This is a genomic window from Pseudomonas sp. 11/12A (assembly GCF_000800055.1).
In the GTDB taxonomy this organism is placed as follows: Bacteria; Pseudomonadota; Gammaproteobacteria; order Pseudomonadales; family Pseudomonadaceae; genus Aquipseudomonas; species Aquipseudomonas mohnii.
Window position 1 is genome coordinate 4,658,224 of sequence record NZ_JUGV01000001.1, and the last position, 23,885, is coordinate 4,682,108.

A 23,885-nucleotide genomic window follows, 5' to 3' on the forward strand; every position below is an offset into this window, starting at 1 on the left:
CGCTATGAGCGAAGATCGATCGAGCAACGGGCAAAAGTCCTGGCTGGGTAAGCTTACCCAGGCTTTTGCCCATGAGCCGAAAAACCGCCAGGAGCTGCTGGAGCTGCTGCGCGACGCACACCAAAACAAACTGCTGGACAGCGAAGCGCTGGCCATCGTCGAAGGCGCCATCCAGGTCGCTGACCTGCAAGTACGGGACATCATGGTCCCGCGCTCGCAGATGGTCAGCATCAAGGCGACCCAGACACCCCGCGAGTTCCTGCCCGCCGTGGTCGACTCGGCCCACTCCCGCTACCCGGTGATCGGCGAGAGCCACGATGACGTGATGGGTGTGTTGCTGGCCAAGGACTTGCTGCCGTTGATCCTTCGGGAGAACGGCGACAGCTTCAATATCAAGGATCTGCTGCGCCCGGCCACGTTCGTGCCGGAGTCCAAGCGCTTGAACGTGCTGCTGCGCGAGTTCCGCGCCAACCATAATCACATGGCCATCGTCATTGACGAATACGGCGGCGTGGCGGGCCTGGTGACCATCGAAGACGTGCTCGAACAGATTGTCGGCGACATCGAAGACGAACACGATGTCGAAGAAGACAGCTACATCAAGCCGCTGCCAAGCGGTGATTTCCTGATCAAGGCCCTGACGCCGATCGAGAACTTCAACGAGTTCTTCGACAGTGAATTCTCCGATGACGAGTTCGACACCGTCGGCGGCCTGGTGATGAGTGCATTCGGGCATCTGCCAAAACGCAACGAAATCACCGAAATCGGCCCGTACCGCTTCCGCATCCTGAATGCCGACAGTCGCCGGATTCACCTGCTGCGCCTGACGCCAATCGCCCGGTAAAACATTAAGGATAGAAATGCGCTGGACAACCCGCCCCGGCTGGCCCGGTAACCTGCTGGCCGTGGCGGCCGGTGCAATCACCACCTTGGCCCTGGCGCCGTTCGATATCTGGCCATTGGCACTGCTGGCGGTCGGGCTTTTTTATGCCGGTCTGCGCGAACTGAGCCCTCGCCAGGCACTCGGCCGTGGCTGGTGTTTCGGTTTTGGCCTGTTCGGTGCCGGTACCAGCTGGATCTACTACAGCATTCACAACTTCGGTGGCGCTTCGGTGTTGCTGGCCGGGTTCCTGATGCTGCTGTTCACGGCGGCGATTGCCTGGTTCTTTGCGCTGCCCGCCTGGCTCTGGGCGCGCTGGCTACGACGCAACGAAGCGCCACTGGCCGACGCCCTTGCATTCGCCGCGCTGTGGGTAGGCCAGGAGGCCTTCCGCGGCTGGTTCCTGACCGGCTTCCCGTGGCTGTATTCCGGCTACAGCCAGCTCGATGGCCCACTGACGGGGCTCGCCCCCGTTGGTGGTATGTGGCTGATTTCCTTCACCCTGGCCCTGACCGCTGCGCTGATCTACAACGGTATGCGCCTGGTGCGCACGGGTCGTAAAGGCTTCATCGTGGCTGGCGCCGTTTTGCTGGTCGGCCCCTGGGTCGCCGGCATGGCACTCAAACACCACGCCTGGACCAGCCCGGCGGGCGCACCACTGAGTGTCGCGGCGATCCAGGGCAATATCGAACAGAGCATGAAGTGGGACCCGGCCCAGCTCAATGCACAACTGGCGCTTTATCGCGACATGAGCTTCAGCTCCAAACGCGTCGACCTGCTGATCTGGCCGGAAACCGCGGTCCCAGTACTCAAGGAGTCCGCCGAGGGCTACCTGAACATGATGGGGAATTTTGCCGCAGAACGTCACTCGGCGTTGATTACCGGCGTGCCGATTCGCCAGATGGTCCATCACGAAAAACGCTTCTACAACGGCATCACCGTGGTCGGTGAAGGCGATGGCACATACCTCAAGCAGAAACTGGTGCCGTTTGGCGAATACGTTCCACTGCAAGATGTGCTGCGCGGCTTGATCGCCTTCTTCGACCTGCCGATGTCGGACTTTGCCCGAGGCCCGGCCGACCAGGCCATGTTGCAGGCCAAGGGTTACCAGATTGCGCCGTTCATCTGCTACGAAGTGGTGTATCCGGAGTTCGCTGCCGGCCTCGCGGCACAAAGCGATTTGCTGCTGACCATCAGCAACGACACCTGGTTCGGCACCTCGATCGGTCCGCTGCAACACTTGCAGATGGCGCAGATGCGCGCGCTGGAGGCCGGACGCTGGATGATCCGCGCCACCAATAACGGCGTGACCGGCCTGATCAACCCGTTCGGCCAGATCACCGCGCAGATCCCGCAGTTCGAGCGCGGCATCCTGTATGGCGAAGTGGTGCCGATGCACAACCTGACGCCTTATCTTCAATGGCGTTCGTGGCCGTTGATCATTGTTTGCGTGCTGTTGTTTGGCTGGGCACTGATTGCCAGCCGGATGGCCAAAACGGTCTGACTTGCGGGCCCTGGGCAGAGGGCTTTTTGTGGTGAGGGAGCACACTCCCTCACCACAGGGTAATGGCCAGCCCTCGCTATCGGTAGAACAACGAATACCCCACCTGCCCCACCGCTTCATTCAGCAACTGCCCGCTCTGCCAGATCGACTTGAATTCCGGCATCCAGCCACCCAGCGGCCGGGCATTGTCCACGCCTAAAAACCCCACGGGCGCAGACACCACTTCAAACCCTGCCTTCTGGAAGCTCCAGACAGCCCGCGGCATGTGCCAGGCCTGAGTCACCACCACCACGCGCTTGATGCCTTCTGGCAACAATACTTCGGCGCTGAATTGCGCGTTTTCCCAGGTCGTACGGCTGCGCCCTTCCTGCCATCGAACAGTGACGCCGAAATCATCGTGCAGCGAGTCGGCCATCAATCGGGCCTCGGTCGGCGGCGTGCCGTAATGCAGGCCGCCGCTGGTCAGCACCGGCAAGCCCGAGGCCTTGGCCAGACGCGCCGCATAGCGTTCGCGTTCCAGGCCCACGCCCGTCGGCTGATCCGCGCCCCACGCCGGATCGCCGCGCTCGCGTCCCGAACCCAATACCACGATCGCATCGGCATGCCGAGCCAAAGTGGCCCACTCCTCTCGCGCCAACGGCGGCTCGCGCTCCAACAGCTCGGCGCCCCATTGCACCACGATGGGCAAGCTCATCAGCCAGAAGCCGCCCAAACCCAGGGTAAAGCACACAGCGGCGAGCCTCGGCCTTGAATGGCGCCACCACCAGGCAAGCGCCAGCAGTAGCAACAGAATGCCCGGCGGCAACAGAAGTTGTTTTAAGAAATAACGAAAAGGCATCGAGCATCTCCATGAAGATGCCCGAAGCCTAAGTGGGTTGACGCAATGCGACAATCAATATGGAAGGGCTATGCTTCGAAAAACCCGGGAGCATGGCGCCGTGCCTTATTTGCAATGCAGAGACCGGACCTTTACCGCGTCTCTGCCGGGTGTTTTGTCCTTGAGCCAGATGATCTTGGCTGTATGCGGCGCATCAAGTTGCTTCACTGCCTCGGACAAGCATCCGTGCGTTTCACGCTCACAACGATCCAGATACGCCTTGACCAGAGCAAACTCTGCGAGGCTCAGACCACGCAATTCCAGCTCCAGCGGACGCTCATCACGCAACCGGCCTGCGGTTTTTGCCGCTTCCAGGGCCATTCCAAGACGATCTATCAGTCTTTCATATAACTCCGGTTTTGTAGCTTTTTGCTGTGAATCAACCATCCCTCACCTCATTGGAAGATAAAACCTACTCCCCAGTTAGAGCTTAGCTTCCATGAACAAACCGACTGAACGCCGCGACCAACGGCCCTCGTAGCGTTTTTTGCGAGACGCGCGGCCGTAATCAGGGTTTCCCTCGATAGAGTGCGGTCATGTATGCTACGGCGCTTCCTGTAACTCCACTTCCAGCTCGCCTGGGCACCGAAACGCCGAATTGGCGCATTCACCGTCCAGCGTCGCATTGAAGAGGATTAGGCCACCCCTATTCAGTTCAAAAGTAGCCATGCACGAACAATATCAGCCCCGTGAAATCGAAGCCGCCGCCCAATCGTTCTGGGACGAGCAAAAGTCCTTTGAAGTCAGTGAACAGCCAGGCAAGGAGACTTACTACTGCCTGTCGATGTTCCCTTACCCCAGCGGCAAGCTACACATGGGGCACGTGCGCAACTACACCATCGGCGACGTGATCTCCCGCTATCAGCGCATGCAAGGCAAGAACGTCCTGCAACCCATGGGTTGGGACGCCTTCGGCATGCCGGCGGAAAACGCCGCGATGAAGAACAACGTGGCACCGGCCAAGTGGACCTACGAAAACATCGCCTACATGAAATCCCAGTTGCGCAGCCTGGGCCTGGCGGTGGACTGGTCGCGCGAAGTGACCACCTGCAAGCCTGACTACTACCGCTGGGAACAATGGCTGTTCACCCGCCTGTTCGAAAAAGGCGTGATCTACCGCAAGAACGGCACCGTGAACTGGGACCCGGTCGACCAGACCGTTCTGGCCAACGAGCAGGTCATCGACGGTCGCGGCTGGCGTTCCGGCGCGCTGATCGAGAAGCGCGAAATCCCGATGTACTACTTCAAGATCACCGCCTACGCGGATGAACTGCTGGAGAGTCTCGACGATCTGACTGGCTGGCCTGAACAGGTCAAGACCATGCAGCGCAACTGGATCGGCAAATCCCGCGGCATGGAAGTGCAGTTCCCCTACAACGTCGATTCCATCGGCGAAGCTGGCGCACTGAAAGTCTTCACCACCCGTCCGGACACCCTGATGGGCGCGACCTACGTCGCCGTGGCCGCCGAGCACCACCTGGCCAGCCTGGCCGCGCAGAACAATCCTGAGTTGCAGGCGTTCATCGCTGAATGCAAGGGCGGCAGCGTCGCCGAAGCCGATGTCGCCACCCAGGAGAAGAAAGGCATTCCAACCGGCCTGTTCGTCGAACACCCGCTGACCGGTGAAAAGCTGCCGGTCTGGGTCGCCAACTACGTGCTGATGCATTACGGCGATGGCGCGGTGATGGCCGTTCCAGCCCACGACGAGCGCGATTTCGAATTCGCCCACAAGTACAACCTGCCGGTCAAATCCGTGGTGCGCACCAGTTCTGGTGACGTCAACCCGGCACCGTGGCAGGACGCCTATGGCGAACACGGCACGCTGATCAACTCCGGCGAATTCGACGGCCTCGACTTCGCCGGCGCCTTCGACGCCATCGAAGTGGCACTGATCAAGAAAAACCTCGGCGCCTCGCGCACCCAGTTCCGTCTGCGCGACTGGGGCATCAGCCGTCAACGCTACTGGGGCTGCCCGATCCCGATCATTCACTGCGATACCTGCGGTGACGTGCCGGTACCGGAAGATCAACTGCCGGTCGTGCTGCCGGAAGACGTCGTACCCGACGGCGCCGGCTCGCCACTGGCGCGCATGCCCGAGTTCTACGAGTGCAACTGCCCGAAATGCGGCCAGCCTGCCAAGCGTGAAACCGACACCATGGACACCTTCGTCGAGTCCTCGTGGTACTACGCCCGCTACGCCTCGCCGCACTTTGAAGGTGGCCTGGTGGAAAAATCCGCGGCTGACCACTGGCTGCCGGTGGATCAGTACATTGGCGGTATCGAACACGCGATTCTTCACCTGCTCTATGCGCGCTTCTTCCACAAGCTGATGCGCGACGAAGGCCTGGTGAGCTCCAACGAACCGTTCAAGAACCTGCTGACCCAGGGCATGGTGATCGCCGAGACTTACTATCGTCGCGAAGCCAACGGTGCCTACACCTGGTTCAACCCGGCGGACGTGGAACTCGAACGCGACAGCAAGGCCAAGGTCATCAGCGCCAAATTGAAATCCGACGGCCTGCCGGTGGAAATCGGTGGCACCGAGAAGATGGCCAAGTCCAAGAACAACGGCGTTGACCCACAGTCGATGATCGATCAGTTCGGCGCAGACACTTGCCGCCTGTTCATGATGTTCGCCTCGCCACCTGACATGAGCGCGGAATGGTCCGACTCCGGGGTGGAAGGTTCGCACCGCTTCCTCAAGCGCGTCTGGCGCCTGGCTCAAGCGCACGTTACTCAGGGCCTGCCGGGCAAGCTCGACGTGGCCAGCCTGAACGACGAGCAGAAAGCCATTCGCCGCTCGATCCACCAGGCCATCAAGCAGGCCAGCCACGACGTCGGCCAGAACCACAAATTCAACACCGCCATCGCCCAGGTGATGACGCTGATGAACGTGCTGGAAAAAGCCCCGCAAGGCACCGGACAGGATCGCGCACTGGTTCAGGAAGGCCTGGAAACCGTGACCCTGCTGCTGGCCCCGATCACCCCGCACATCAGTCACGAGCTGTGGAGTCAACTGGGTCACGCCGAACCGGTGATCGACGCCGCCTGGCCACGGCTGGACGAGAGCGCGCTGGTACAGGACAGCCTGCAACTGGTGATCCAGGTCAACGGCAAACTGCGCGGCCATATCGACATGCCGGCCAGCGCCAGCCGTGAAGAAGTCGAAGCCGCCGCACGCGCCAACGAGAACGTGCTGCGTTTCGTCGACGGTCTGACCATTCGGAAAGTGATCGTGGTGCCCGGGAAACTGGTCAACATCGTCGCCAGCTAATTGGATCAGGCGCCAGGTCATGCCTGGCGCCGCGTAAAACCTTTCGGGCCGCATGATCGGCCCACATGGTTTCAAGGGGAGCAACACAATGATCAAACGCAATTTGCTGGTGATGGGCCTTGCGGTCCTGCTGAGCGCCTGCGGTTTCCAGCTGCGTGGCACCGGCACTACAGAACTGGCGATCAAGGAGCTCGACCTGAGCGCGCGCAACGCCTACGGCGAAACCGTGACGCAAATGCGCCAGGTGCTGGAAAGCAGCGGCGTCAAGGTCTACACCGGTGCACCTTACAAACTGGTGCTGACCGATGAGCAGGAAAACCAGCGCATCCTCAGTTACGCCGGCGCCGGTCGTACTGGCGAGTACCAGGTCACCACCGTCCTCAACTACGACATCCGTGGTCAGAACAACCTGGATCTGCTGAGCGACAAACTTGAAGTTCAGAAGATCTTCATGCACGACGGCAACAACCTGGTAGGTTCCGACCAGGAAGCTGCAACAGCCCGGGGCGAAACCCGCCGCGAGCTGATTCAGCGCATGATGCTGCGCCTGCAACAACTGACCCCGGCCCAGCTCGATCAGTTGCAGCAGACTGCCGATGCCAGGGCCAAGGCTGAAGCCGCGGCGCTGGAAGCGGCGCAGAAGGCTGAAGCGGAAACGCCGCGTCAGTCGCCTGTCGAACTGCCGAAGCAGTAAGACTTGCGGGGCGCTCAGGCGCCCCGTTCGCCCTCGCCTATGAAACTCGCCCCCGCCCAACTCGCAAAGCACCTGCAAGGTGCCCTCGCGCCGGTCTACGTCATCAGTGGCGACGACCCCTTGCTGTGTCAGGAAGCCGCCGACGCCATCCGCGCTGCCGCTCGCCAGCAAGGTTTTGATGAACGCCAGGTCTTTGCCGCCGATGCCAGTTTTGACTGGGGTACGCTGCTGCAAGCCGGTGCCAGCATGTCGCTGTTCGCCGAAAAACGCCTGCTGGAACTGCGTCTGCCCTCCGGCAAGCCCGGTGACAAGGGCGCAGCCGCTCTCATCGAGTACTGCTCGCGACCGGCCGAAGACACGGTGCTGTTGATCAGCCTGCCAAAGCTCGATGGCAGCGCGCAGAAAACCAAGTGGGGCAAGGCGTTGGTCGAAGGCCAGCAAACCCAGTTCGTGCAGATCTGGCCGGTGGATGTCAGCCAGTTGCCGAGCTGGATCCGACAGCGACTGTCCCAGGCCGGGCTTTCCGCCAGTCAGGACGCGGTCGAGCTGATCGCCGCGCGGGTCGAAGGCAACCTGCTGGCCGCCGCCCAGGAAATCGAAAAACTCAAGCTGATGGCCGAAGGTGGTCAGATTACGATCGAAACCGTGCAGGCCGCGGTGGCCGACAGTGCGCGCTTCGATGTCTTCGGGCTGACCGATGCGATTCTCAACGGCGAAGCCGCCCATGCCCTGCGCATGCTCGAAGGGCTGCGCGGGGAAGGCGTCGAACCGCCGGTCATTCTCTGGGCGCTGGCCCGGGAACTGCGCCTGCTGGCCAATATCTCGTTGCAATACAGCCAGGGAACGCCCCTGGACAAAGCCTTCAGCCAGGCCAAACCACCTGTCTGGGACAAGCGCAAGCCGCTGATGAGCAAAGCCCTGCAACGTTATTCGGCGCAACGCTGGGCGCAGTTGCTACTCGAAGCGCAGCGCATCGATGCACAGATCAAGGGCCAGGCCGCCGGCTCGCCCTGGATGAGCCTGAGTCGGTTGACGTTGTTGATGGCGGGCCAGCGCCTTACCTTGCCTGCCGAGTAACCCCGCCCAGCCTGCTCGCGATGGTCGTTAACGATAACGCGGGGAGTCTGGCTCGCCGCAGTGTTCCTGATTCCATCGCGAACAGGCTCGCTCCTACAGGGTACGGCGTATTGACTGACAACCTGCCCTATAGACAGAACCCCAACTTCAGCCGATGATTTGCTCCGCAAAAACCACTCACTTGCGAGCACCCATCATGAGCAAAAAGCCGTCCAAACGCGGCCCCAACAAGGCCAAATCCATCATCGCCCAGCCACTGTTCCGCAGCCGTCAGGAACGAGCCGGCAAGGGCAAAGGCAGCTACCGCCGCGAAGCCTTCCAGTCTAATAGCTGGGAGGCTTCTTACTTTCTGGCAGCCTGAAAGGCATGCATCCGCTCAACATGTTAAGGTCTGCACCTGATCCGTTTTCCCTGGACCCGTGCATGCCCCTTTGTCTTTCCCGTCGTTGGCACCTGCGCCAATTGATAGCTGCCTCCAGCCTCATTTTGCTAGTCGCCTGCGCGGAAAAACCCACCGCCGCCGACGCCCAGCCGCTTCAGACCCTTCCTGTCACCACCGCACCTGCAGTGGTATCGCCAGTGGTACCAAGCGACGACAATCTCGACATCCAGCCGACCCAGACCTTCGCCGAATGGCAGGCCGGTTTCCGCAAGGACGCCATGGCCGCCGGCATCCGCGCCGACCTCTTCGACCGCGCCTTCGCCAACGTCAGCTTCGACCCCAGCGTGATTCGTGCCGACCGCAGCCAGCCGGAGTTCACCCGGCCGGTATGGGAATACCTGGATGGCGCCCTGTCGCCACTGCGGGTGCGCAAGGGGCAGTCACTGGTCAGCCAATACGACGGCATTCTTCAAAGCATCGAGCAGCGATACGGCGTCGATCGCCAGGCCCTGGTCGCCGTGTGGGGCATGGAAAGTAACTTCGGCCAGTTCCAGGGCAACAAGTCGGTGATCAACTCACTGGCGTCCCTGGCCTACGAAGGCCGACGCCCCGGCTTCGCTCACGCGCAATTGATCGCCGCTTTGCAGATCCTGCAACAAGGCGACATCGAACCGGAGAAAATGCTCGGTTCCTGGGCCGGCGCCATGGGCCAGACCCAGTTCATCCCGACCACCTACAACACCCACGCCGTGGACTTCGATGGCGACGGTCGCCGAGATATCTGGGGCAGTGCCAGCGACGCCCTCGCGTCGACCGCGCATTACCTGCAAAGCTCCGGATGGCAGAAAGGCCAGCCATGGGGCTTCGAAGTGCAACTGCCGGGCAACTTCAATTACATGCTGGCTGACGGCACAATTCGTAAAAGTGTCGCCGAATGGCGCCAACTGGGTATCACACTGCCCAATGGCGGGCAGGTCCCGGCGGGCACAGAGCAACTGTCTGCGGCCTTGCTGCTGCCAGCCGGCTATCGCGGCCCGGCATTCCTCGTGCTCGATAACTTCCGGGCGATCCTCAAGTACAACAACTCTTCGTCCTACGCCCTGGCGGTGAGCCTGTTGTCCGAGCGTTTCAACGGTGCGGGCCTGATCAACGGCTCCTGGCCGAAAGATGATTTGCCATTGAGCCGTTCCGAGCGCATTGAACTGCAAAACCTGCTGAGCGCGCAAAACTACGATGCGGGCACTGCCGACGGCATCATCGGCGCCAACACGCGCAAGGCGATCCGCAGCGCCCAGCAGTCATTCGGCTGGCCAGCCGATGGTTACCCGACGCACAAGTTGCTGGAAGGTCTTCGCAGCCGCTGAAAGCGTCGCGGGCAAGCCCCCCACTGACATCAAGTTGCGTGCAAATACTGCATTCACCTTGATGCCACTGGGGGACTTGCCCGCGATGACGACTTGTCAGGCCGTGACGTTCTAGCGCCTGATCACCACATCCTGTTCCAGCACCAGCTCTTGCCTGCCCGCATTCAGCCTGACCAGCGCGCCCATGGGCAACGTCAAATTCGGGTCACAATGCCCGCTGCGCCACCCGGATAGCACCGGAATCCGAAATGGCTCGAACGCCTGCTTGAGCAATCGATCCAGGGAGGACACATCGACCCCCGCCACGTCCCCGACCAGAACGCCACGCAGCTTGCGCAGCGTCCCGGCGAGTCGCAGATGAGTCAGCAATCGATCGATGCGATACAGCGGTTCGTTGATGTCTTCGATAAACAGGATGACACCCTCGGCGTCGATCTCGTAAGGCGTGCCCATGGTCGCGGCAATCATCGACAGGTTCCCACCCAGCAAACGCCCGTGAGCGATGCCAGGCGCGATCGTGGTCAATGGGTAGGCCTCGGGATGCGCGAGCACGCTGCCCGCCTTCAAATGGCCGCGCAACATGTTGAGGAACGAAGACTCGGTGGGTTGTTGTCGTTTGCCGAGCAGATCGGCGTTGAGCAGTGGACCATGGAACGTCACAAACCCTGCATGGCGACTGATCGCCAGATGCAACGCAGTAATGTCGCTATAACCGATGAATGGCTTGGCGTTATTGCGCAGCAGCTCGAAATCGATACGGTCAAGCAAGCGTGGCGTGCCGTAACCACCTCGCAGGCAGATGATGGCGTCGACTTCAGGATCGGCAAATGCCGCATGCAAATCGTTCAGCCGCACCTCATCGCTACCGGCCAGGTAGCCTTCCTTTTCGTAGACGCCGGGAAACACTTTGAGCGAATAGCCTCGGGCGCGCATCCACTGTACGGCCTTGTGGGTGTCCAGCGCAGCGGGACCGGCAGGCGCAATGACGCCAATCAGCCCTTCCATCGGCAATGCCGGAACGGGAGCATTTGGACAAAGAGTGTGGGTCGGTGGAACTGTCATCCATATCTCCCTGCGTGAAATCCTCAACACACAGTAGTCAGGAATGGGCACAAACAGAAGAGGCTTCTTTGCCCGCAGGTTGCAGGAGAAATCGGTGATGGGCGTGGGCAGGACAAAAAAATGCCCGCCTGGCTCAATGCCTGGCGGGCGTTTTCCTGTCTTCAGCGCATCAGGACGACATCAACTCGGCCTTGACCAGCTTCGCCTGCTCGTCGGCGTGGTACGAGGAGCGAACCAGCGGACCGGAAGCGACGTTCTTGAAGCCCATCTTGTAACCTTCCTCGGCGAACCAGGCGAAGGTGTCCGGGTGCACAAAGCGCTGCACCGGCAAGTGGCTGCGGGACGGTTGCAGATACTGGCCCAGGGTCAACATGTCGATGTCGTGTTCGCGCATGCGCTTCATGACTTCGATGACTTCTTCATCGGTCTCGCCCAGGCCCAGCATCAGGCCTGACTTGGTCGGAATGTGCGGCATCATCTGCTTGAAGCGTTGCAGCAGGGTCAGCGACCACTGGTAGTCAGACCCCGGACGCGCAGCCTTGTAGAGGCGCGGCACGGTTTCCAGGTTGTGGTTGAACACATCCGGCGGCTCGGCCGCGGTGATTTCCAGCGCGATGTCCATGCGGCCACGGTAGTCCGGCACCAGGGTTTCGAGCTGAACGTTTGGCGACAGTTTGCGGATTTCGCGGATGCAGTCGGCAAAGTGCTGGGCACCACCGTCACGCAGGTCGTCACGGTCTACCGAGGTGATCACCACGTATTTGAGACGCAAGTCAGCGATGGCGATGGCCAGGCTTTCCGGCTCATTGACGTCCAGTGGCTTCGGACGCCCATGACCCACATCGCAGAACGGGCAGCGACGGGTGCAGATGTCACCCATGATCATGAAGGTCGCGGTACCACCGGAGAAGCACTCGCCCAGGTTCGGGCAGGAGGCCTCTTCGCACACGCTGTGCAGTTTGTGTTTACGCAACAGGGCCTTGATGCGGTCGACCTCCGGGGATACCGGGATACGAACGCGAATCCAGTCAGGCTTTTTCGGCAGCTCGGTGGTCGGAATGATCTTTACCGGAATGCGTGCAACCTTCTCGGCGCCGCGCAGCTTTACGCCGGCTTCAACCTTGGCACGCGGGGCCGGACGATCAGTGACATCCTGCGTCGGGATCATGGTTTGCACTGCATCAGTAGTCATATCAGTCGATTCCGCCCGTTAGGGTCGTCTGCTCAGCATAGTCGAGGTGTTTGACGAGCTGCGCGCGCAGCCGGGCACTTACCTCGGCAAATTCAATCGATCCTGCGTGATCGCTCAGCTGAGTCATCGCCAGCCCGGCGTAGCCGCAGGGATTAATCCGTCGAAACGGTTCCAGGTTCATGTCCACGTTCAAGGCCAGGCCATGAAAGGAACAACCGTGGCGGATCCGCAGACCCAGGGATGCGATTTTCGCTCCGTCGACGTAGACACCCGGCGCATCCGGCTTGGCCGCAGCCGTCACGCCATAACTGGCGAGCAGCTCGATCAGGCACGTCTCCATGCGGGTCACCAGGTCACGGACACCGAAACCCAGCTTGCGCACGTCCAGCAGCAGGTAGGCCACCAATTGCCCGGGGCCGTGATACGTCACCTGGCCACCGCGATCAACCTGCACCACCGGAATATCTCCCGGCAGCAACAGGTGTTCGGCCTTGCCGGCCTGGCCCTGGGTGAACACCGGCGGGTGCTCTACCAGCCAGATTTCGTCGGCGGCATCGCTGCCGCGTTCGTTGGTGAAGCGTTGCATGGCATGCCAGACCGGTTCGTAAGCCATCTGGCCGAGTTCGCGAAAGCCCAGCGTGCCAGGCATCACAGCACCATGTGCACGAAGCCGGTGGCCCGCAGTTCGCTGTTGATGTTGTACAGCTGATCCTGGTCGGTGGCGACGATGTGCAACTGAATCGTGGTGTATTTACCGTTGGTGCTTTGACGCTCATCCACACGTTCATCGTTGATCGTCGCGTGTTTCCTGACGATCTCGATGATCCTGTCTTTGTTGCCCACGCCAGTATCGCTGATCACCTTAACCGGGTAATCAACGTTGGGGAATTCGATCTTTGGCGCCTTTACTTCGGTATCGGTCATGGCGTAACGGCCTCGTAAGCGTAAGCCGTGGCGACGGGCAAGGCTCCGGGCTGGATCAGCACGGAGCCTTGCAGGTGCACACTAAATTCAGTTGAACAGGCTGTAGAAGAATAGACGGATGCTATCCCACATGCGGCGGAAGATACCACCTTCCTCGACGGCGTCCAGAGCGATCAGATCAGCGCTGTGCACGACCTTGTCGTCCAGTTTCACTTCGACCTTACCGATCACGTCGCCCTTGGCGATTGGCGCAACCAGTTGCGGGTTCATGGTCATGCTGGCAGCGAGCTTTTTCAGCTGGCCTTTCGGCAGGGTCATGGTCAGGTCTTCAGCCAGACCGGCCTTGACCTGGTTGGTCGAGCCTTTCCAGACAGGAGCCTGAGCCAGCTCGGCGCCTTTCTGATAGAAGGTCTGGGTTTCGAAGAAACGGAAACCGTAAGTCAGCAGTTTCTGAGTCTCGGCGGCGCGAGCCACTTCACTGTTGGTGCCGAACACCACGGCGATCAGACGCATGCCATCACGCACGGCCGAAGACACCATGCAGTAGCCTGCTTCATCGGTGTGGCCGGTTTTCAGACCGTCAACAGTCTTGTCGCGCCACAGCAGCAGGTTGCGGTTCGGTTGCTTGATGCCGTTCCAGAAGAACTCTTTCTGCGAGTAGATCGCGTAGTGGGCCGGGTCTTCGTGGATGATCGCGCGAGCCAGCACCGCCATGTCGTGAGCCGACGAGTAGTGCTCAGGGTTCGGCAGCCCGGTCGGGTTCATGAAGTGGGTGTTGCTCATGCCCAGATCGGCTACGGTTTTGTTCATCAGGTCGGCGAACGCGTCTTCGCTGCCGGCGATGTGCTCGGAGAGCGCAACGCTGGCGTCGTTGCCCGACTGAATGATGATGCCGTGCAGCAGGTCGCTGACAGTGACTTGCGAGCCGACCTTGATGAACATCCGGGAACCGCCGGTGCGCCAGGCGTTTTCACTGACGGTCACCGGATCGTTTTCGCCAATCTGGCCACGACGGATTTCCAGGGTCGCGATGTAGGCGGTCATCAGCTTGGTCAGGCTGGCTGGCGGCAGGCGCTGGTCACCATTGTTCTCGACCAGCACGTTGCCGCTGCTGGCGTCCATGAGCACGTAGGCCTTGGCGGCCAGTTGCGGTGGCGACGGCATCATCTCGGCCGCGAACGCGGCAGGCGAGAGGAGCAGCGGGACTAGAAGGCACAGGCGTTTGGCAAAGGTGGTGATGTTCATCCGTCTCTCGAAATCGCTAATGGAAACTTGCCCAAGGGCAAAACTAATCAAATAACCTTCAGGCTTTGCTCTTGAACGGCCTGCGCGGCGATCACGCTGCTTGCGTGACCGCCGCTCGGCGAGTTTTCGAACAAACCCTACGAGTCATCGCGTATTCAGTTGCTCACTCCAGTCACCCTTTGCCGGGCTTTTGTTCTCGACGAGCCAACAACCTGGTTCACTCCCGACTGCAAGTGAACCGTCAATCAAGTCCTACGTATTACTCCGTGACCACACTCGGCGAACCAAGATTGGCCAGACGCACGCTGTTCTGCACTTGCTGGATTTCACCCGGCGTACCGATTGGCCCCAGTCGAACCCGATGCAGCGTCTGTTGATTGCGTACGATCGAGCTGATGAACACCGGGGTGCTCACCATCCCGCTGAGTTTCGACCTCAGGAGCTCCGCAGCGTCCGGGTTGGCGAACGCGCCCACCTGCAGATACTGGCCAGAGGCTGGTGCAGAAGCGTTTTTTTTAGTATCGATCTGGACAGGCACAACGGCGGCAGCGTGCTGCTGTGGTGGCGGTGTCCATTGCTCGACGGTACCGGCCGAAGCCGTAATGACCGGGGCACTATTCTGTGCAACTTGCGGCTCGTTGAGCATCAAGGGCGCCGGTCGGCCCTTGGCGGCCCACCATTGTTGCGGGTCGATCCCTTCCACCTTGACTCGCGCGGTGCCGATTTCGGCATAGCCCAGCTTTTTGGCGGCGGCGTAGGACAAGTCGATGATCCGGTCCGAGTAGAACGGCCCGCGGTCATTGACCCGCAGGATCACGCTCTTGTTATTGTCCAGGTTGGTCACCCGAACGTAACTTGGCAGTGGCAAAGTCTTGTGCGCGGCACTCATGCCATACAGGTCATAGACTTCGCCGTTGGCGGTGTTCTGACCATGGAACTTGGTGCCGTACCAGGACGCCGTGCCCGAAGCGACGTAAGTCTTGGAATCCTGCAGCGGGAAATAGGTTTTTCCGAGCACCGTGTACGGATTGGCCTTGTAGGGGCCGGTGTGCAGGGTCGGCGTGGCATCGGGGATGCGCGACACATCGACATCCCACCACGGCGCGCCATCCTTGTGGGCGCGGTTGATGTCCAGTCCCGGTGCCGAACGCACTGCGGTGGAGGACTTCTGGCCGGGCGAGCGACTGGTCGAACAACTGGCGACCAGCACTGCCAACGCGACGAATGCCATCAGCTTCAGGGGTTTATTCATAGGCAATGCCCGCATTACTTGACGCCCCGTGCTTGGACCAGCTGTTCTGACAGTTGATGTACGGCCATGGCGTACATCACGCTGCGGTTATAACGCGTGATTGCGTAAAAATTCTTCAGGCCCATCCAGTATTCCGGGCCTTTGTCGCCTTCCAGGCGGAACGCGGTAACCGGCATATCATCGCGCAGCGCATCATGACTTGACCAGCCCAAGGCCCGCAACTCTCCGACGGTTTTCGTCGGTTCGATGCCAGTGGTCAAACCATCGTCCACCTGATCACCCCGAACATCGGCGCGACTGACCACAGGCTCCCCGGCCACCCAGCCATGACGCTTGAAGTAACTGGCGACGCTACCGATGGCGTCGTCCGGGTTGGTCCAGATATTAATGTGCCCGTCACCGTCGAAGTCCACCGCATAGGCGCGAAAGCTGCTCGGCATGAACTGCGGCAAGCCCATGGCACCGGCGTAGGAGCCTTTGAGGGTCAATGGATCGACCTGCTCTTCCCGGGCCAGCAGCAGGAACTCACGCAATTCCTTGCGGAAAAATTCGGCACGGGGAGGATAGTCGAAACCCAGGGTCGACAAGGCATCGATTACCCGGAAATTACCGGTATTGCGTCCGAAAAAGGTCTCAACGCCGATGATCGACACAATCACCTGAGCCGGCACGCCATATTCCTGCTCGGCACGGGCCAGCACCGTCTCGTGCTGACGCCAGAAGTCGACACCGCGGGCAATGCGCGCATCGGTGATGAACATCGGGCGATATTCGCTCCACTGCTTGACCCGCTCGGCGGGTTTCGAAATCGCGTCCAGAATTGACTGCTTGCGCTCGGCTTCACGGAACACGCCCATCAGCTGCTCGCCGGCGAAGCCGTAATCGCGGGTCATCTCACCGACGAATTCGGCCACCTGGGGTGAACCTTCGTAATCGCCGGCCAACGCTTCCTGCGCAGTGCCAAGGATGCTTACCAGGCCAACCCACGACGCGTATCGAGTCGCCCAGCCATGCATTACTTGCATTGAAATCTTCACCTTATTCAAACCTGCGCGATCCACTTGCGATGGGTATGGATCGACATCAAAACCCCAAACGCTGACAGCAACGTCACCAGCGAAGTTCCTCCGTAGCTAATGAACGGCAACGGCACCCCCACCACCGGCAACAGGCCACTGACCATACCGATGTTGACGAAAACATATACAAAAAACGTCATGGTCAGGCTGCCGGCCAGCAATTTGCCGAACAATGTCTGGGCCTGGGCGGTAATCACCAGCCCTCGACCGATCAACAGCAGGTAGATCAGCAGCAGCGCGCAGATGCCCACCAGGCCGAACTCCTCACCCATGACCGCAATAATGAAGTCGGTGTGGCTCTCCGGCAGGAAGTCCAGGTGCGACTGGGTGCCCAGCAACCAGCCCTTGCCGAACACACCGCCGGAACCGATGGCGGCCTTGGACTGAATGATGTTCCAGCCGGTGCCCAGCGGATCGCTTTCCGGGTCGAGGAAGGTCAGGATCCGCTGCTTCTGGTAGTCGTGCATGATGAAGAACCACATTGCCACGGCCACCGGCATGGCGGCGGCCAGCACGCTGAGAATCCAGCGCCAGCGCAGCCCGCCCATGAACAGCACGAAGGCGCCACCGGCCAGAATCAACAGCGAAGTGCCCAGGTCCGGCTGCCGGACGATCAGGATGAAGGGCAAGCCGATCAGAAACAGACTGACGCCCACATGCTTGAGCTGCGGCGGCAAAGTGCGCTTGGACAGGTACCAGGCGATGGTCGCCGGCATCAGGATTTTCATGAACTCCGAAGGCTGGAAGCGAATCACCCCCGGGATGTTGATCCAGCGCGTGGCGCCCATGGCGTTGTGGCCCATCACGTCCACCACCACCAGCAAAAGCACGCCGAGCACATAACCGACCGGCACCCAGCGGGCCATGAAGCGCGGCTCGAACTGGGCAATGACGATCATCGACACCAGACCGATGCCAAACGAGGTCGCCTGTTTGGCCAGCAGATCCCAACTCTTGCCACTGGCCGAATACAGCACGAACAGGCTGCCGGCGGCGAGGGTCAGCAGCAAAATCAGCAGCGGGCCATCAATGTGCAGGCGCTGCAGCAGCGTCGCACGACGACGCATCACATCCTCGCTGGAGAGCATGCGATCAAAATTATTCATCACGGGCGGTAGCCTCCGCGCTGTTAGGGCTGGCGTATTCGGCTTTGAGACGACCATCCTTATCCAGCAGCCAGGCGTCCATGACCTGACGCACCACCGGCGCGGCGACACCGGAACCGGATTCGCCGTTCTCGACCATCACCGACACCACGATTTTCGGATCATCGGCCGGCGCGAAGCCAACGAACAAGGCGTGGTCGCGATGGCGTTCCTGAACCTTGGAGCGGTCATACTTTTCACCCTGTTTGATCGCGACCACCTGGGCCGTACCACTCTTGCCGGCGATCCGGTACTGCGCACCGATCGAGGCTTTGCGCGCCGTGCCACGGGCGCCGTGCATCACTTGCTGCATGCCGTGGTTGACCTTGTTCCAGTCGGACGGGTCACGCAGGACGATGTCCGGCATCGGGTTGGGATCCAACGGTTTCTGGCCTTCAATGGTCTTGGCCAGGTGCGGACGGTTCCAGACGCCTTTGTTGGCCACCAGCGCGGTGGCCTGGGCCAGTTGCAACGGGGTCGACTGCATATAGCCCTGGCCGATCCCGAGAATCAGTGTTTCGCCCGGGAACCATGCCTGGCGGCGCGTTGCACGCTTCCACTCGCGCGTAGGCATCAATCCCGGAGACTCTTCGAACATGTCCAGCGAGACCTTCTGACCGATGCCGAACTTGCTCAAATACGAGGACAATCGATCGATCCCCAGCTTGTGGGCCAGGTCATAGAAGTAGGTGTCGTTGGAGCGCATGATCGCCGTATCGAGGTCGACAAAGCCGTCGCCCGTACGGTTCCAGTTGCGGTATTTGTGGTCGTAGTTGGGCAACATGTAGTAGCCGGGGTCGAATACCCGCGTCGAGGCCGTAACCACGCCCGAATCCAGGCCGGCAATCGCCACCGCCGGCTTGATGGTCGAACCCGGTGGATACAGACCGCGCAGCACGCGGTTGAACAGCGGCCGGTCGATGGAGTCGCGCAACTCGGAATAAGCCTTGAAGCTGATGCCGGTGACGAACAGGTTCGGGTCGAAGCTCGGCTGGCTGACCATCGCCAGCACTTCACCGGTTTTCGGGTCGAGGGCCACCACCGCGCCACGACGACCGCCGAGCGCGGCTTCGGCGGCTTCCTGCAATTTGATGTCCAGACTCAGGACGATGTCCTTGCCGGGAATCGGATCGGTGCGCTTGAGTACCCGCAATACGCGGCCCCGAGCGTTGGTCTCGACTTCCTCATACCCGACCTGACCGTGCAGTTCGGGCTCATAGAAGCGCTCGATGCCCGTTTTGCCGATTTGATGGGTGCCGCTGTAACTCACCGGATCCAGAGATTTGAGCTCTTTCTCGTTGATCCGCCCCATGTAGCCCACCGAGTGCGCAAAGTGCGCGCCCTGGGGATAGTGACGAACCAGTTGCGCGACCACTTCCACCCCGGGCAGGCGGAACTGGTTGACGGCGATTCGAGCGATTTGCTCCTCGGTCAATTCGAACATGATCGGCACGGGCTCGAACGGCCGACGCCCCTGGCGCATGCGCTTTTCGAAAATCACCCGGTCCTCGGGCGTCAGTTCCAGCACCTGAACGATCACATCGAGCACTTGCTGCCAATCGCCAGAGCGCTCGCGGGTCATGCTCAGACTGAAGCTGGGCCGGTTGTCGGCAATGACCACACCGTTGCGGTCGTAAATCAACCCACGGGGTGGCGGAATCGGCTGGACGTGGACGCGGTTGTTTTCCGACAGGGTCGAGTGGTACTCGTACTGGATCACCTGGAGGAAATACAGCCGCGCGATCAGCACGCCGATCAGCGTCACGACCGCAATGGCCCCGAACACGACACGGCCACGCACCAGACGGGCGTCTTTTTCGTGGTCCTTGATGCGGATCGGCTGAGACATGAGGGCAGAACTACTTGTGGTAAGGGTGGCCGGACAACACGGTCCAGGCACGATACAGCTGTTCGCCGATCAGAATTCGCACCAGCGGGTGCGGCAACGTCAACGGCGATAGCGACCAGCGCTGATCGGCACGGGCACAGACTTCAGGCGCCAGCCCCTCGGGGCCACCGACCATGAAGTTCACCGTGCGCGAGTCCAGTCGCCAGCGATCGAGTTCGACCGCCAGCTGCTCGGTACTCCAGGGCTTGCCGTGGACTTCGAGGGTGACAACACGTTCGTTCGGCCCGACCTTGGCCAGCATGGCTTCGCCTTCCTGACGGATGAAGCGGGCCACGTCGGCGTTCTTGCCACGGGTGTTGAGCGGAATTTCCACCAGTTCAAGCGCCAGCTCGGACGGAAGACGCTTGGCATATTCATGCCAGCCCTCTTCCACCCATTTGGGCATGCGTGAACCGACGGCGATCAGTCGCAGTCGCACAGCGGGCCCTTATTCCTGGTCTTTGTTGAGCTTGGTGAAGTGCTCGTGGGTATTTTCAGGGCTGTGGTGAGCCGCGCTGGCCGAACGGCTCTGCTCGGCACCGGCCCACAAGCGTTCCAGGTCGTAGAACTGGCGAGCGGAGGCCGTCATCATGTGCACAATGACATCGTCCATATCCAGCAGTACCCAGTCGCTGTCGCCCTTGCCTTCCTCACCCAGTGGCTTGACGCCCTGGGCCTTGACCGCTTCGCGGACCTTGTCGAGCATCGCGCCGATCTGGCGATTGGACGTACCGGTAGCGATGATCATGAAGTCAGTGATGCTCTGCTTTTCACGAACGTCGATCACCTGGATGTCCTGGGCCTTCACATCTTCCAGGGCCGCCACGGCAACCTTGACCAGCTCTTCGCCGGCGAGAACCACGCCGGTTGCTGCCGGTACTGGCAGCGGAGCGCTCTTGAACGTGCCTTTGCGCTTTACTTTGGTTTGGTCTTTGTCAGTCATATAAAACTCGTTTTGCTCGTATGTTCGGGCGCTTCAATACACGTTGTTGCTACGTGCCTTGAGGCACTCCTATTCAGTTCGACGCACGGTAAAGTCCGTGCGCATCGATGTAGGCCAGGACCGCGTCGGGCACCAGGAAACGTACCGACTTACCGCTGGCCAGCAGTTGACGGATCTGGGTGGCGGATACCGCGAGCGGTGTCTGCCAGACGAATGCAATCTGTCCGCTCGGCCCTTTGAGGGCCAGCGGGTCGCTCACCGAACGCGCTGCCAGCAGGTTGCGCAAGGCATCCGGCGGTTCGCTGTCGGCATCCGGGCGTTGCAACACCAGGATATGGCAATGCTGGAGCAACTCTTCCCAGCGGTGCCAAGTGGGCAGGCCGCAAAAAGCGTCCCAGCCCAAAAGCAGAAAAACCTGGTCATCCGCGGCCAGTTCGGCACGCATCAGTTCCAGGGTATCAATGGTGTAGGACGGTTTGTCCCGCTGCAATTCGCGGGCGTCCACCACCAACGGCGCCACACCGGCCACCGCGCACTCGACCATCGCCAGACGGTCTTTCGCCGATACCTGCGGCGTATCCCGATGGGGAGGCCTGGCACTGGGTGTCAGACGCAGCTCATCGAGCGCCAATGATTCGGCGACTTCCAGTGCACCGCGCAAGTGGCCGATGTGCACCGGGTCGAAAGTTCCGCCCAGTATGCCGATACGGCGAGGTGCGGGCTCGCTGCCAGTGACCGGAGCTGACGGGTCGAGGTCGCCCAAGTCAGACCGACTCCTGTCCGCGCAGCTGTCCATCACCGACCACGACGTACTTCTCGCAGGTCAAACCTTCGAGGCCGACCGGGCCGCGGGCGTGCAGCTTATCAGTAGAAATGCCGATCTCGGCACCCAATCCGTATTCGAAGCCATCGGCGAAGCATGTCGGGGTGTTAATCATCACCGACGACGAGTCGACTTCAGCCACGAAACGCCGGGTGTCGCCCAGGTGTTCGCTGACAATCGAATCGGTGTGGTGAGAGCCGTAATGGTTGATGTGCTCGATGGCCTGCTCCAGCCCGTCGACCACGCGGATCGACAGGATCGGCGCCAGGTACTCGGTGCCCCAGTCTTCTTCAGTGGCCGGCAGCGCTTCGATGATTGCCCGCGTACGATCGCAACCGCGCAGCTCGACGCCTTTTTCGCGGAACTGGGCAGCCATCGGCGGCAGGAAATCCTGGGCAACGGTTTGGTCGACCAGCAGCGTCTCCATCGCACCGCAAATGCCGTAGCGGTAAGTCTTGGCGTTGAAGGCGATACGCTGGGCTTTCGGCAGGTCGGCGTGGGCACTGACATAAACGTGGCAGATGCCGTCCAGATGCTTGATCACCGGCACGCGGGCATCGCGGCTGACCCGTTCGATCAGGCCACGGCCGCCACGGGGCACGATGACATCAACGTATTCCGGCATGGTGATCAATGCACCAACGGCTGCACGATCGGTGGTTTCGACCACTTGCACCACCGCCGCCGGCAAATCGGCTTCGGCCAGACCGCGCTGGATACAAGCGGCGATGGCACGATTGGAATGAATGGCCTCGGAGCCGCCACGCAGGATGGTCGCGTTGCCAGACTTCAGGCACAGGCTGGCGGCGTCGATGGTCACGTTCGGTCGCGATTCGTAAATAATCCCGATGACGCCCAAAGGCACGCGCATTTTGCCGACCTGGATACCCGAAGGCCGATAGCTCATGTCGCGGATCGCACCGACCGGGTCCGGCAACGCCGCGACCTGGCGCAGACCGACGATCATGCCGTCGATACGCGCAGGGGTCAGCGCCAGGCGTTCAAGCAGCGCTGGCTCCAGGCCAGTGGCGCGGCCGGCTGCCAAGTCCAGCTCATTGGCGGCCGTCAGCTCGGCGCGGGCAGCATCCAGCGCATTGGCAGCCGCCTGCAAGGCGCGGTTTTTCTGCGCGGTGCTGGCACGGCCGATAACGCGGGAAGCCTCGCGGGCAGCGATCCCCAAGCGGGTCATGTAGTCAAGAACGGACTCAGTCATGGTCTGGCGTGGTCTTTTCCAAGGTCGTGGTAAAGAGTAAAGCGGCAGATTATAGCTGTCGCGTCCACCGACTAACAGCGGTGACGGGCGGATGGTCGAAATGGAGGGCAATTTGCCGACGTTCAGCCGGGATTAAGCTGCAAATTGTTATCATCACGACTCAATCAGCCCTGATAAACGCCGTTCATCATGACTAATCTGACTGTTCGTGAGTCCGCCGCGAGCCTGCCCAAGGGCCTCCCGGACGCTTTTTTCGACCGTGACGCCCAAATGCTGGCCCGGGATCTACTGGGCAAAGTCATCCGCCATCGGGTCGGCGACCTGTGGCTCAGCGCCCGGATTATCGAAACAGAAGCCTATTACTGCGAAGAAAAAGGCAGTCACGCCTCCCTCGGTTACACAGAAAAGCGTAAGGCTTTGTTTCTGGATGGCGGCCACATTTATATGTATTACGCCCGTGGCGGCGATTCCCTCAACTTCAGCGCTCAAGGCCCTGGCAACGCAGTGCTGATCAAATCCGCCTACCCTTGGGTCGATGAGGTCAGCGGACCGGCGAGCCTGGCGCAGATGCTCTTGAACAACCCCGATGCCCAAGGCCGCCCTCGCCCCTCGCAGAAGCTGTGCGCGGGGCAAACATTGCTTTGCAAGTCCTTGGGATTGAAGGTGCCCGTCTGGGATGCAAAGCGCTTTGATCATGATGTACTACTGGTGGAAGACGTCGGCCAGTCCCCTCCCCATATCATCCAGGCCACGCGCCTGGGCATTCCTCAAGGGCGTGACGAACACTTGATGTACCGCTTCGTGGATGGGGCCTATGCCGCCCATTGCACGCGGAACCCGCTGCGACGGGGGCAGGTCGAAGGTCGCGATTATTTTGTGCTGTCCTGAAATTGACTCAGACTTGATGCAAACAGAAATCCCCTGTGGGAGCGGGCTTGCCCGCGATGAGGCCATACCCGTCTATCGATGTCGACTGGCCTACCGCTATCGCGGGCAAGCCCGCTCCCACAGGGTTCGGTGACGTCTTTACCAGAGCTGTGTGGATTCAGCAGGATCAATTGAACATT

At 60.7% G+C, this 23,885-nt stretch carries 23 protein-coding genes; 8 read left to right on the plus strand and 15 right to left on the minus strand.

The window, feature by feature from the left end; genetic code table 11:
* Window positions 1–4: 4 nt before the first annotated feature.
* Both GQ39_RS21435 and lnt read left to right on the plus strand, forming a co-directional pair.
* Window positions 5–844: an HlyC/CorC family transporter gene (locus tag GQ39_RS21435; RefSeq protein WP_046028710.1), complete on the plus strand. Its 840-nt coding sequence runs from the start codon at window positions 5–7 to the stop codon at window positions 842–844.
* Between the two features lie 16 nt (window positions 845–860).
* Window positions 861–2,384, plus strand: coding sequence for an apolipoprotein N-acyltransferase (gene lnt / locus GQ39_RS21440; protein ID WP_047533698.1), 1,524 nt, complete (start codon window positions 861–863; stop codon window positions 2,382–2,384).
* A 76-nt stretch (window positions 2,385–2,460) separates the two neighbouring features.
* Here lnt and GQ39_RS21445 read toward each other — a convergent pair whose 3' ends face one another.
* Window positions 2,461–3,222 carry a YdcF family protein gene (locus GQ39_RS21445; protein ID WP_047533699.1) on the minus strand — a complete coding sequence of 254 codons (762 nt, stop codon included), beginning with the start codon at window positions 3,220–3,222 and terminating at the stop codon, window positions 2,461–2,463.
* 105 nt (window positions 3,223–3,327) lie between these two features.
* Window positions 3,328–3,648, minus strand: a complete 321-nt coding sequence (locus GQ39_RS21450; protein ID WP_047533701.1) for a hypothetical protein — start codon at window positions 3,646–3,648, stop codon at window positions 3,328–3,330.
* Window positions 3,649–3,928: 280 nt separating this feature from the next.
* Here GQ39_RS21450 and leuS point away from each other — a divergent pair, with 280 nt between their 5' ends.
* The 5 genes from leuS (at window position 3,929) to GQ39_RS21475 (ending at window position 10,052) form a co-directional block, all read left to right on the plus strand.
* Window positions 3,929–6,535, plus strand: a complete 2,607-nt coding sequence (gene leuS, locus GQ39_RS21455) for a leucine--tRNA ligase (protein ID WP_047533703.1) — start codon at window positions 3,929–3,931, stop codon at window positions 6,533–6,535.
* 88 nt (window positions 6,536–6,623) lie between these two features.
* Window positions 6,624–7,229, plus strand: a complete 606-nt coding sequence (locus GQ39_RS21460) for an LPS-assembly lipoprotein LptE (protein ID WP_047539092.1) — start codon at window positions 6,624–6,626, stop codon at window positions 7,227–7,229.
* Between the two features lie 39 nt (window positions 7,230–7,268).
* Window positions 7,269–8,306, plus strand: a complete 1,038-nt coding sequence (holA, locus tag GQ39_RS21465) for a DNA polymerase III subunit delta (RefSeq protein ID WP_047533705.1) — start codon at window positions 7,269–7,271, stop codon at window positions 8,304–8,306.
* A gap of 196 nt (window positions 8,307–8,502) precedes the next feature.
* Window positions 8,503–8,667 (plus strand): alternative ribosome rescue factor ArfA, encoded by a 165-nt coding sequence (gene arfA / locus GQ39_RS21470; RefSeq protein WP_047533707.1) that lies wholly within the window; start codon window positions 8,503–8,505, stop codon window positions 8,665–8,667.
* A 62-nt stretch (window positions 8,668–8,729) separates the two neighbouring features.
* Window positions 8,730–10,052 (plus strand): lytic murein transglycosylase, encoded by a 1,323-nt coding sequence (locus GQ39_RS21475; protein ID WP_047533708.1) that lies wholly within the window; start codon window positions 8,730–8,732, stop codon window positions 10,050–10,052.
* 111 nt (window positions 10,053–10,163) lie between these two features.
* Here the strand turns inward: GQ39_RS21475 and GQ39_RS21480 are convergent, their stop codons facing one another.
* From GQ39_RS21480 to GQ39_RS21540, 13 genes are all read right to left on the minus strand, one after another.
* Window positions 10,164–11,114, minus strand: coding sequence for a S66 peptidase family protein (locus GQ39_RS21480; protein WP_047533711.1), 951 nt, complete (start codon window positions 11,112–11,114; stop codon window positions 10,164–10,166).
* 169 nt (window positions 11,115–11,283) lie between these two features.
* Complete coding sequence (gene lipA, locus GQ39_RS21485) at window positions 11,284–12,306, minus strand: lipoyl synthase (RefSeq protein WP_047533713.1); 1,023 nt, start codon at window positions 12,304–12,306, stop codon at window positions 11,284–11,286.
* 1 nt (window position 12,307) lies between these two features.
* Complete coding sequence (gene lipB, locus GQ39_RS21490) at window positions 12,308–12,955, minus strand: lipoyl(octanoyl) transferase LipB (RefSeq protein WP_047533716.1); 648 nt, start codon at window positions 12,953–12,955, stop codon at window positions 12,308–12,310.
* Entirely contained in the window at window positions 12,955–13,230 is a 276-nt protein-coding gene (locus GQ39_RS21495; protein ID WP_047533719.1) for a DUF493 domain-containing protein, read from the minus strand. The genes lipB and GQ39_RS21495 overlap by 1 nt, the downstream gene beginning before the upstream one ends.
* Before the next feature lie 87 nt (window positions 13,231–13,317).
* Window positions 13,318–14,475, minus strand: coding sequence for a D-alanyl-D-alanine carboxypeptidase family protein (locus tag GQ39_RS21500; RefSeq protein WP_047533722.1), 1,158 nt, complete (start codon window positions 14,473–14,475; stop codon window positions 13,318–13,320).
* 259 nt (window positions 14,476–14,734) lie between these two features.
* The gene (locus tag GQ39_RS21505) at window positions 14,735–15,742 is read right to left on the minus strand and encodes a septal ring lytic transglycosylase RlpA family protein (RefSeq protein WP_047533725.1); all 1,008 of its coding nucleotides are present in this window, start codon (window positions 15,740–15,742) and stop codon (window positions 14,735–14,737) included.
* A complete protein-coding gene (gene mltB / locus GQ39_RS21510) occupies window positions 15,742–16,752 on the minus strand; it encodes a lytic murein transglycosylase B (protein ID WP_047533728.1) in 1,011 nt (336 codons plus the stop codon). Before mltB ends, GQ39_RS21505 begins: the two co-directional genes overlap by 1 nt.
* 17 nt (window positions 16,753–16,769) lie before the next feature.
* The gene (rodA, locus tag GQ39_RS21515; protein ID WP_052193736.1) at window positions 16,770–17,873 is read right to left on the minus strand and encodes a rod shape-determining protein RodA; all 1,104 of its coding nucleotides are present in this window, start codon (window positions 17,871–17,873) and stop codon (window positions 16,770–16,772) included.
* Window positions 17,874–17,904: 31 nt separating this feature from the next.
* On the minus strand, window positions 17,905–19,800 hold the full coding sequence (gene mrdA / locus GQ39_RS21520) for a penicillin-binding protein 2 (protein ID WP_047533735.1): 1,896 nt from the start codon (window positions 19,798–19,800) through the stop codon (window positions 17,905–17,907).
* A 10-nt stretch (window positions 19,801–19,810) separates the two neighbouring features.
* Window positions 19,811–20,278 (minus strand): 23S rRNA (pseudouridine(1915)-N(3))-methyltransferase RlmH, encoded by a 468-nt coding sequence (gene rlmH / locus GQ39_RS21525; protein WP_007937439.1) that lies wholly within the window; start codon window positions 20,276–20,278, stop codon window positions 19,811–19,813.
* Window positions 20,279–20,287: 9 nt separating this feature from the next.
* Window positions 20,288–20,782, minus strand: a complete 495-nt coding sequence (rsfS, locus tag GQ39_RS21530) for a ribosome silencing factor (RefSeq protein WP_047533738.1) — start codon at window positions 20,780–20,782, stop codon at window positions 20,288–20,290.
* A 73-nt stretch (window positions 20,783–20,855) separates the two neighbouring features.
* Window positions 20,856–21,545 (minus strand): nicotinate-nucleotide adenylyltransferase, encoded by a 690-nt coding sequence (gene nadD / locus GQ39_RS21535; RefSeq protein WP_161793943.1) that lies wholly within the window; start codon window positions 21,543–21,545, stop codon window positions 20,856–20,858.
* A gap of 1 nt (window position 21,546) precedes the next feature.
* The gene (locus GQ39_RS21540) at window positions 21,547–22,818 is read right to left on the minus strand and encodes a glutamate-5-semialdehyde dehydrogenase (protein ID WP_047533743.1); all 1,272 of its coding nucleotides are present in this window, start codon (window positions 22,816–22,818) and stop codon (window positions 21,547–21,549) included.
* Window positions 22,819–23,007: 189 nt separating this feature from the next.
* On the opposite strand from GQ39_RS21540, the gene GQ39_RS21545 reads away from it, so the two are divergent.
* Window positions 23,008–23,706 (plus strand): DNA-3-methyladenine glycosylase, encoded by a 699-nt coding sequence (locus tag GQ39_RS21545; RefSeq protein ID WP_047533746.1) that lies wholly within the window; start codon window positions 23,008–23,010, stop codon window positions 23,704–23,706.
* The last annotated feature ends 179 nt before the right edge of the window (window positions 23,707–23,885 follow it).

What these genes read in the sequence shown, in the direction of transcription:
- mltB (WP_047533728.1), bottom strand. Translation starts at nt 16,752, where the DNA reads ATGCAAGTAATGCATGGCTGGGCGACTCGATACGCGTCGTGGGTTGGC.
- GQ39_RS21505 (WP_047533725.1), bottom strand. Translation starts at nt 15,742, where the DNA reads ATGCGGGCATTGCCTATGAATAAACCCCTGAAGCTGATGGCATTCGTC.
- rodA (WP_052193736.1), bottom strand. Translation starts at nt 17,873, where the DNA reads ATGCGTCGTCGTGCGACGCTGCTGCAGCGCCTGCACATTGATGGCCCG.
- rsfS (WP_047533738.1), bottom strand. Translation starts at nt 20,782, where the DNA reads ATGACTGACAAAGACCAAACCAAAGTAAAGCGCAAAGGCACGTTCAAG.
- GQ39_RS21445 (WP_047533699.1), bottom strand. Translation starts at nt 3,222, where the DNA reads ATGCCTTTTCGTTATTTCTTAAAACAACTTCTGTTGCCGCCGGGCATT.
- mrdA (WP_047533735.1), bottom strand. Translation starts at nt 19,800, where the DNA reads ATGTCTCAGCCGATCCGCATCAAGGACCACGAAAAAGACGCCCGTCTG.
- GQ39_RS21545 (WP_047533746.1), top strand. Translation starts at nt 23,008, where the DNA reads ATGACTAATCTGACTGTTCGTGAGTCCGCCGCGAGCCTGCCCAAGGGC.
- leuS (WP_047533703.1), top strand. Translation starts at nt 3,929, where the DNA reads ATGCACGAACAATATCAGCCCCGTGAAATCGAAGCCGCCGCCCAATCG.
- lipA (WP_047533713.1), bottom strand. Translation starts at nt 12,306, where the DNA reads ATGACTACTGATGCAGTGCAAACCATGATCCCGACGCAGGATGTCACT.
- arfA (WP_047533707.1), top strand. Translation starts at nt 8,503, where the DNA reads ATGAGCAAAAAGCCGTCCAAACGCGGCCCCAACAAGGCCAAATCCATC.
- GQ39_RS21495 (WP_047533719.1), bottom strand. Translation starts at nt 13,230, where the DNA reads ATGACCGATACCGAAGTAAAGGCGCCAAAGATCGAATTCCCCAACGTT.
- lipB (WP_047533716.1), bottom strand. Translation starts at nt 12,955, where the DNA reads ATGCCTGGCACGCTGGGCTTTCGCGAACTCGGCCAGATGGCTTACGAA.
- GQ39_RS21500 (WP_047533722.1), bottom strand. Translation starts at nt 14,475, where the DNA reads ATGAACATCACCACCTTTGCCAAACGCCTGTGCCTTCTAGTCCCGCTG.
- GQ39_RS21450 (WP_047533701.1), bottom strand. Translation starts at nt 3,648, where the DNA reads ATGGTTGATTCACAGCAAAAAGCTACAAAACCGGAGTTATATGAAAGA.
- GQ39_RS21460 (WP_047539092.1), top strand. Translation starts at nt 6,624, where the DNA reads ATGATCAAACGCAATTTGCTGGTGATGGGCCTTGCGGTCCTGCTGAGC.
- GQ39_RS21475 (WP_047533708.1), top strand. Translation starts at nt 8,730, where the DNA reads ATGCCCCTTTGTCTTTCCCGTCGTTGGCACCTGCGCCAATTGATAGCT.
- GQ39_RS21435 (WP_046028710.1), top strand. Translation starts at nt 5, where the DNA reads ATGAGCGAAGATCGATCGAGCAACGGGCAAAAGTCCTGGCTGGGTAAG.
- GQ39_RS21480 (WP_047533711.1), bottom strand. Translation starts at nt 11,114, where the DNA reads ATGACAGTTCCACCGACCCACACTCTTTGTCCAAATGCTCCCGTTCCG.
- holA (WP_047533705.1), top strand. Translation starts at nt 7,269, where the DNA reads ATGAAACTCGCCCCCGCCCAACTCGCAAAGCACCTGCAAGGTGCCCTC.
- lnt (WP_047533698.1), top strand. Translation starts at nt 861, where the DNA reads ATGCGCTGGACAACCCGCCCCGGCTGGCCCGGTAACCTGCTGGCCGTG.
- GQ39_RS21540 (WP_047533743.1), bottom strand. Translation starts at nt 22,818, where the DNA reads ATGACTGAGTCCGTTCTTGACTACATGACCCGCTTGGGGATCGCTGCC.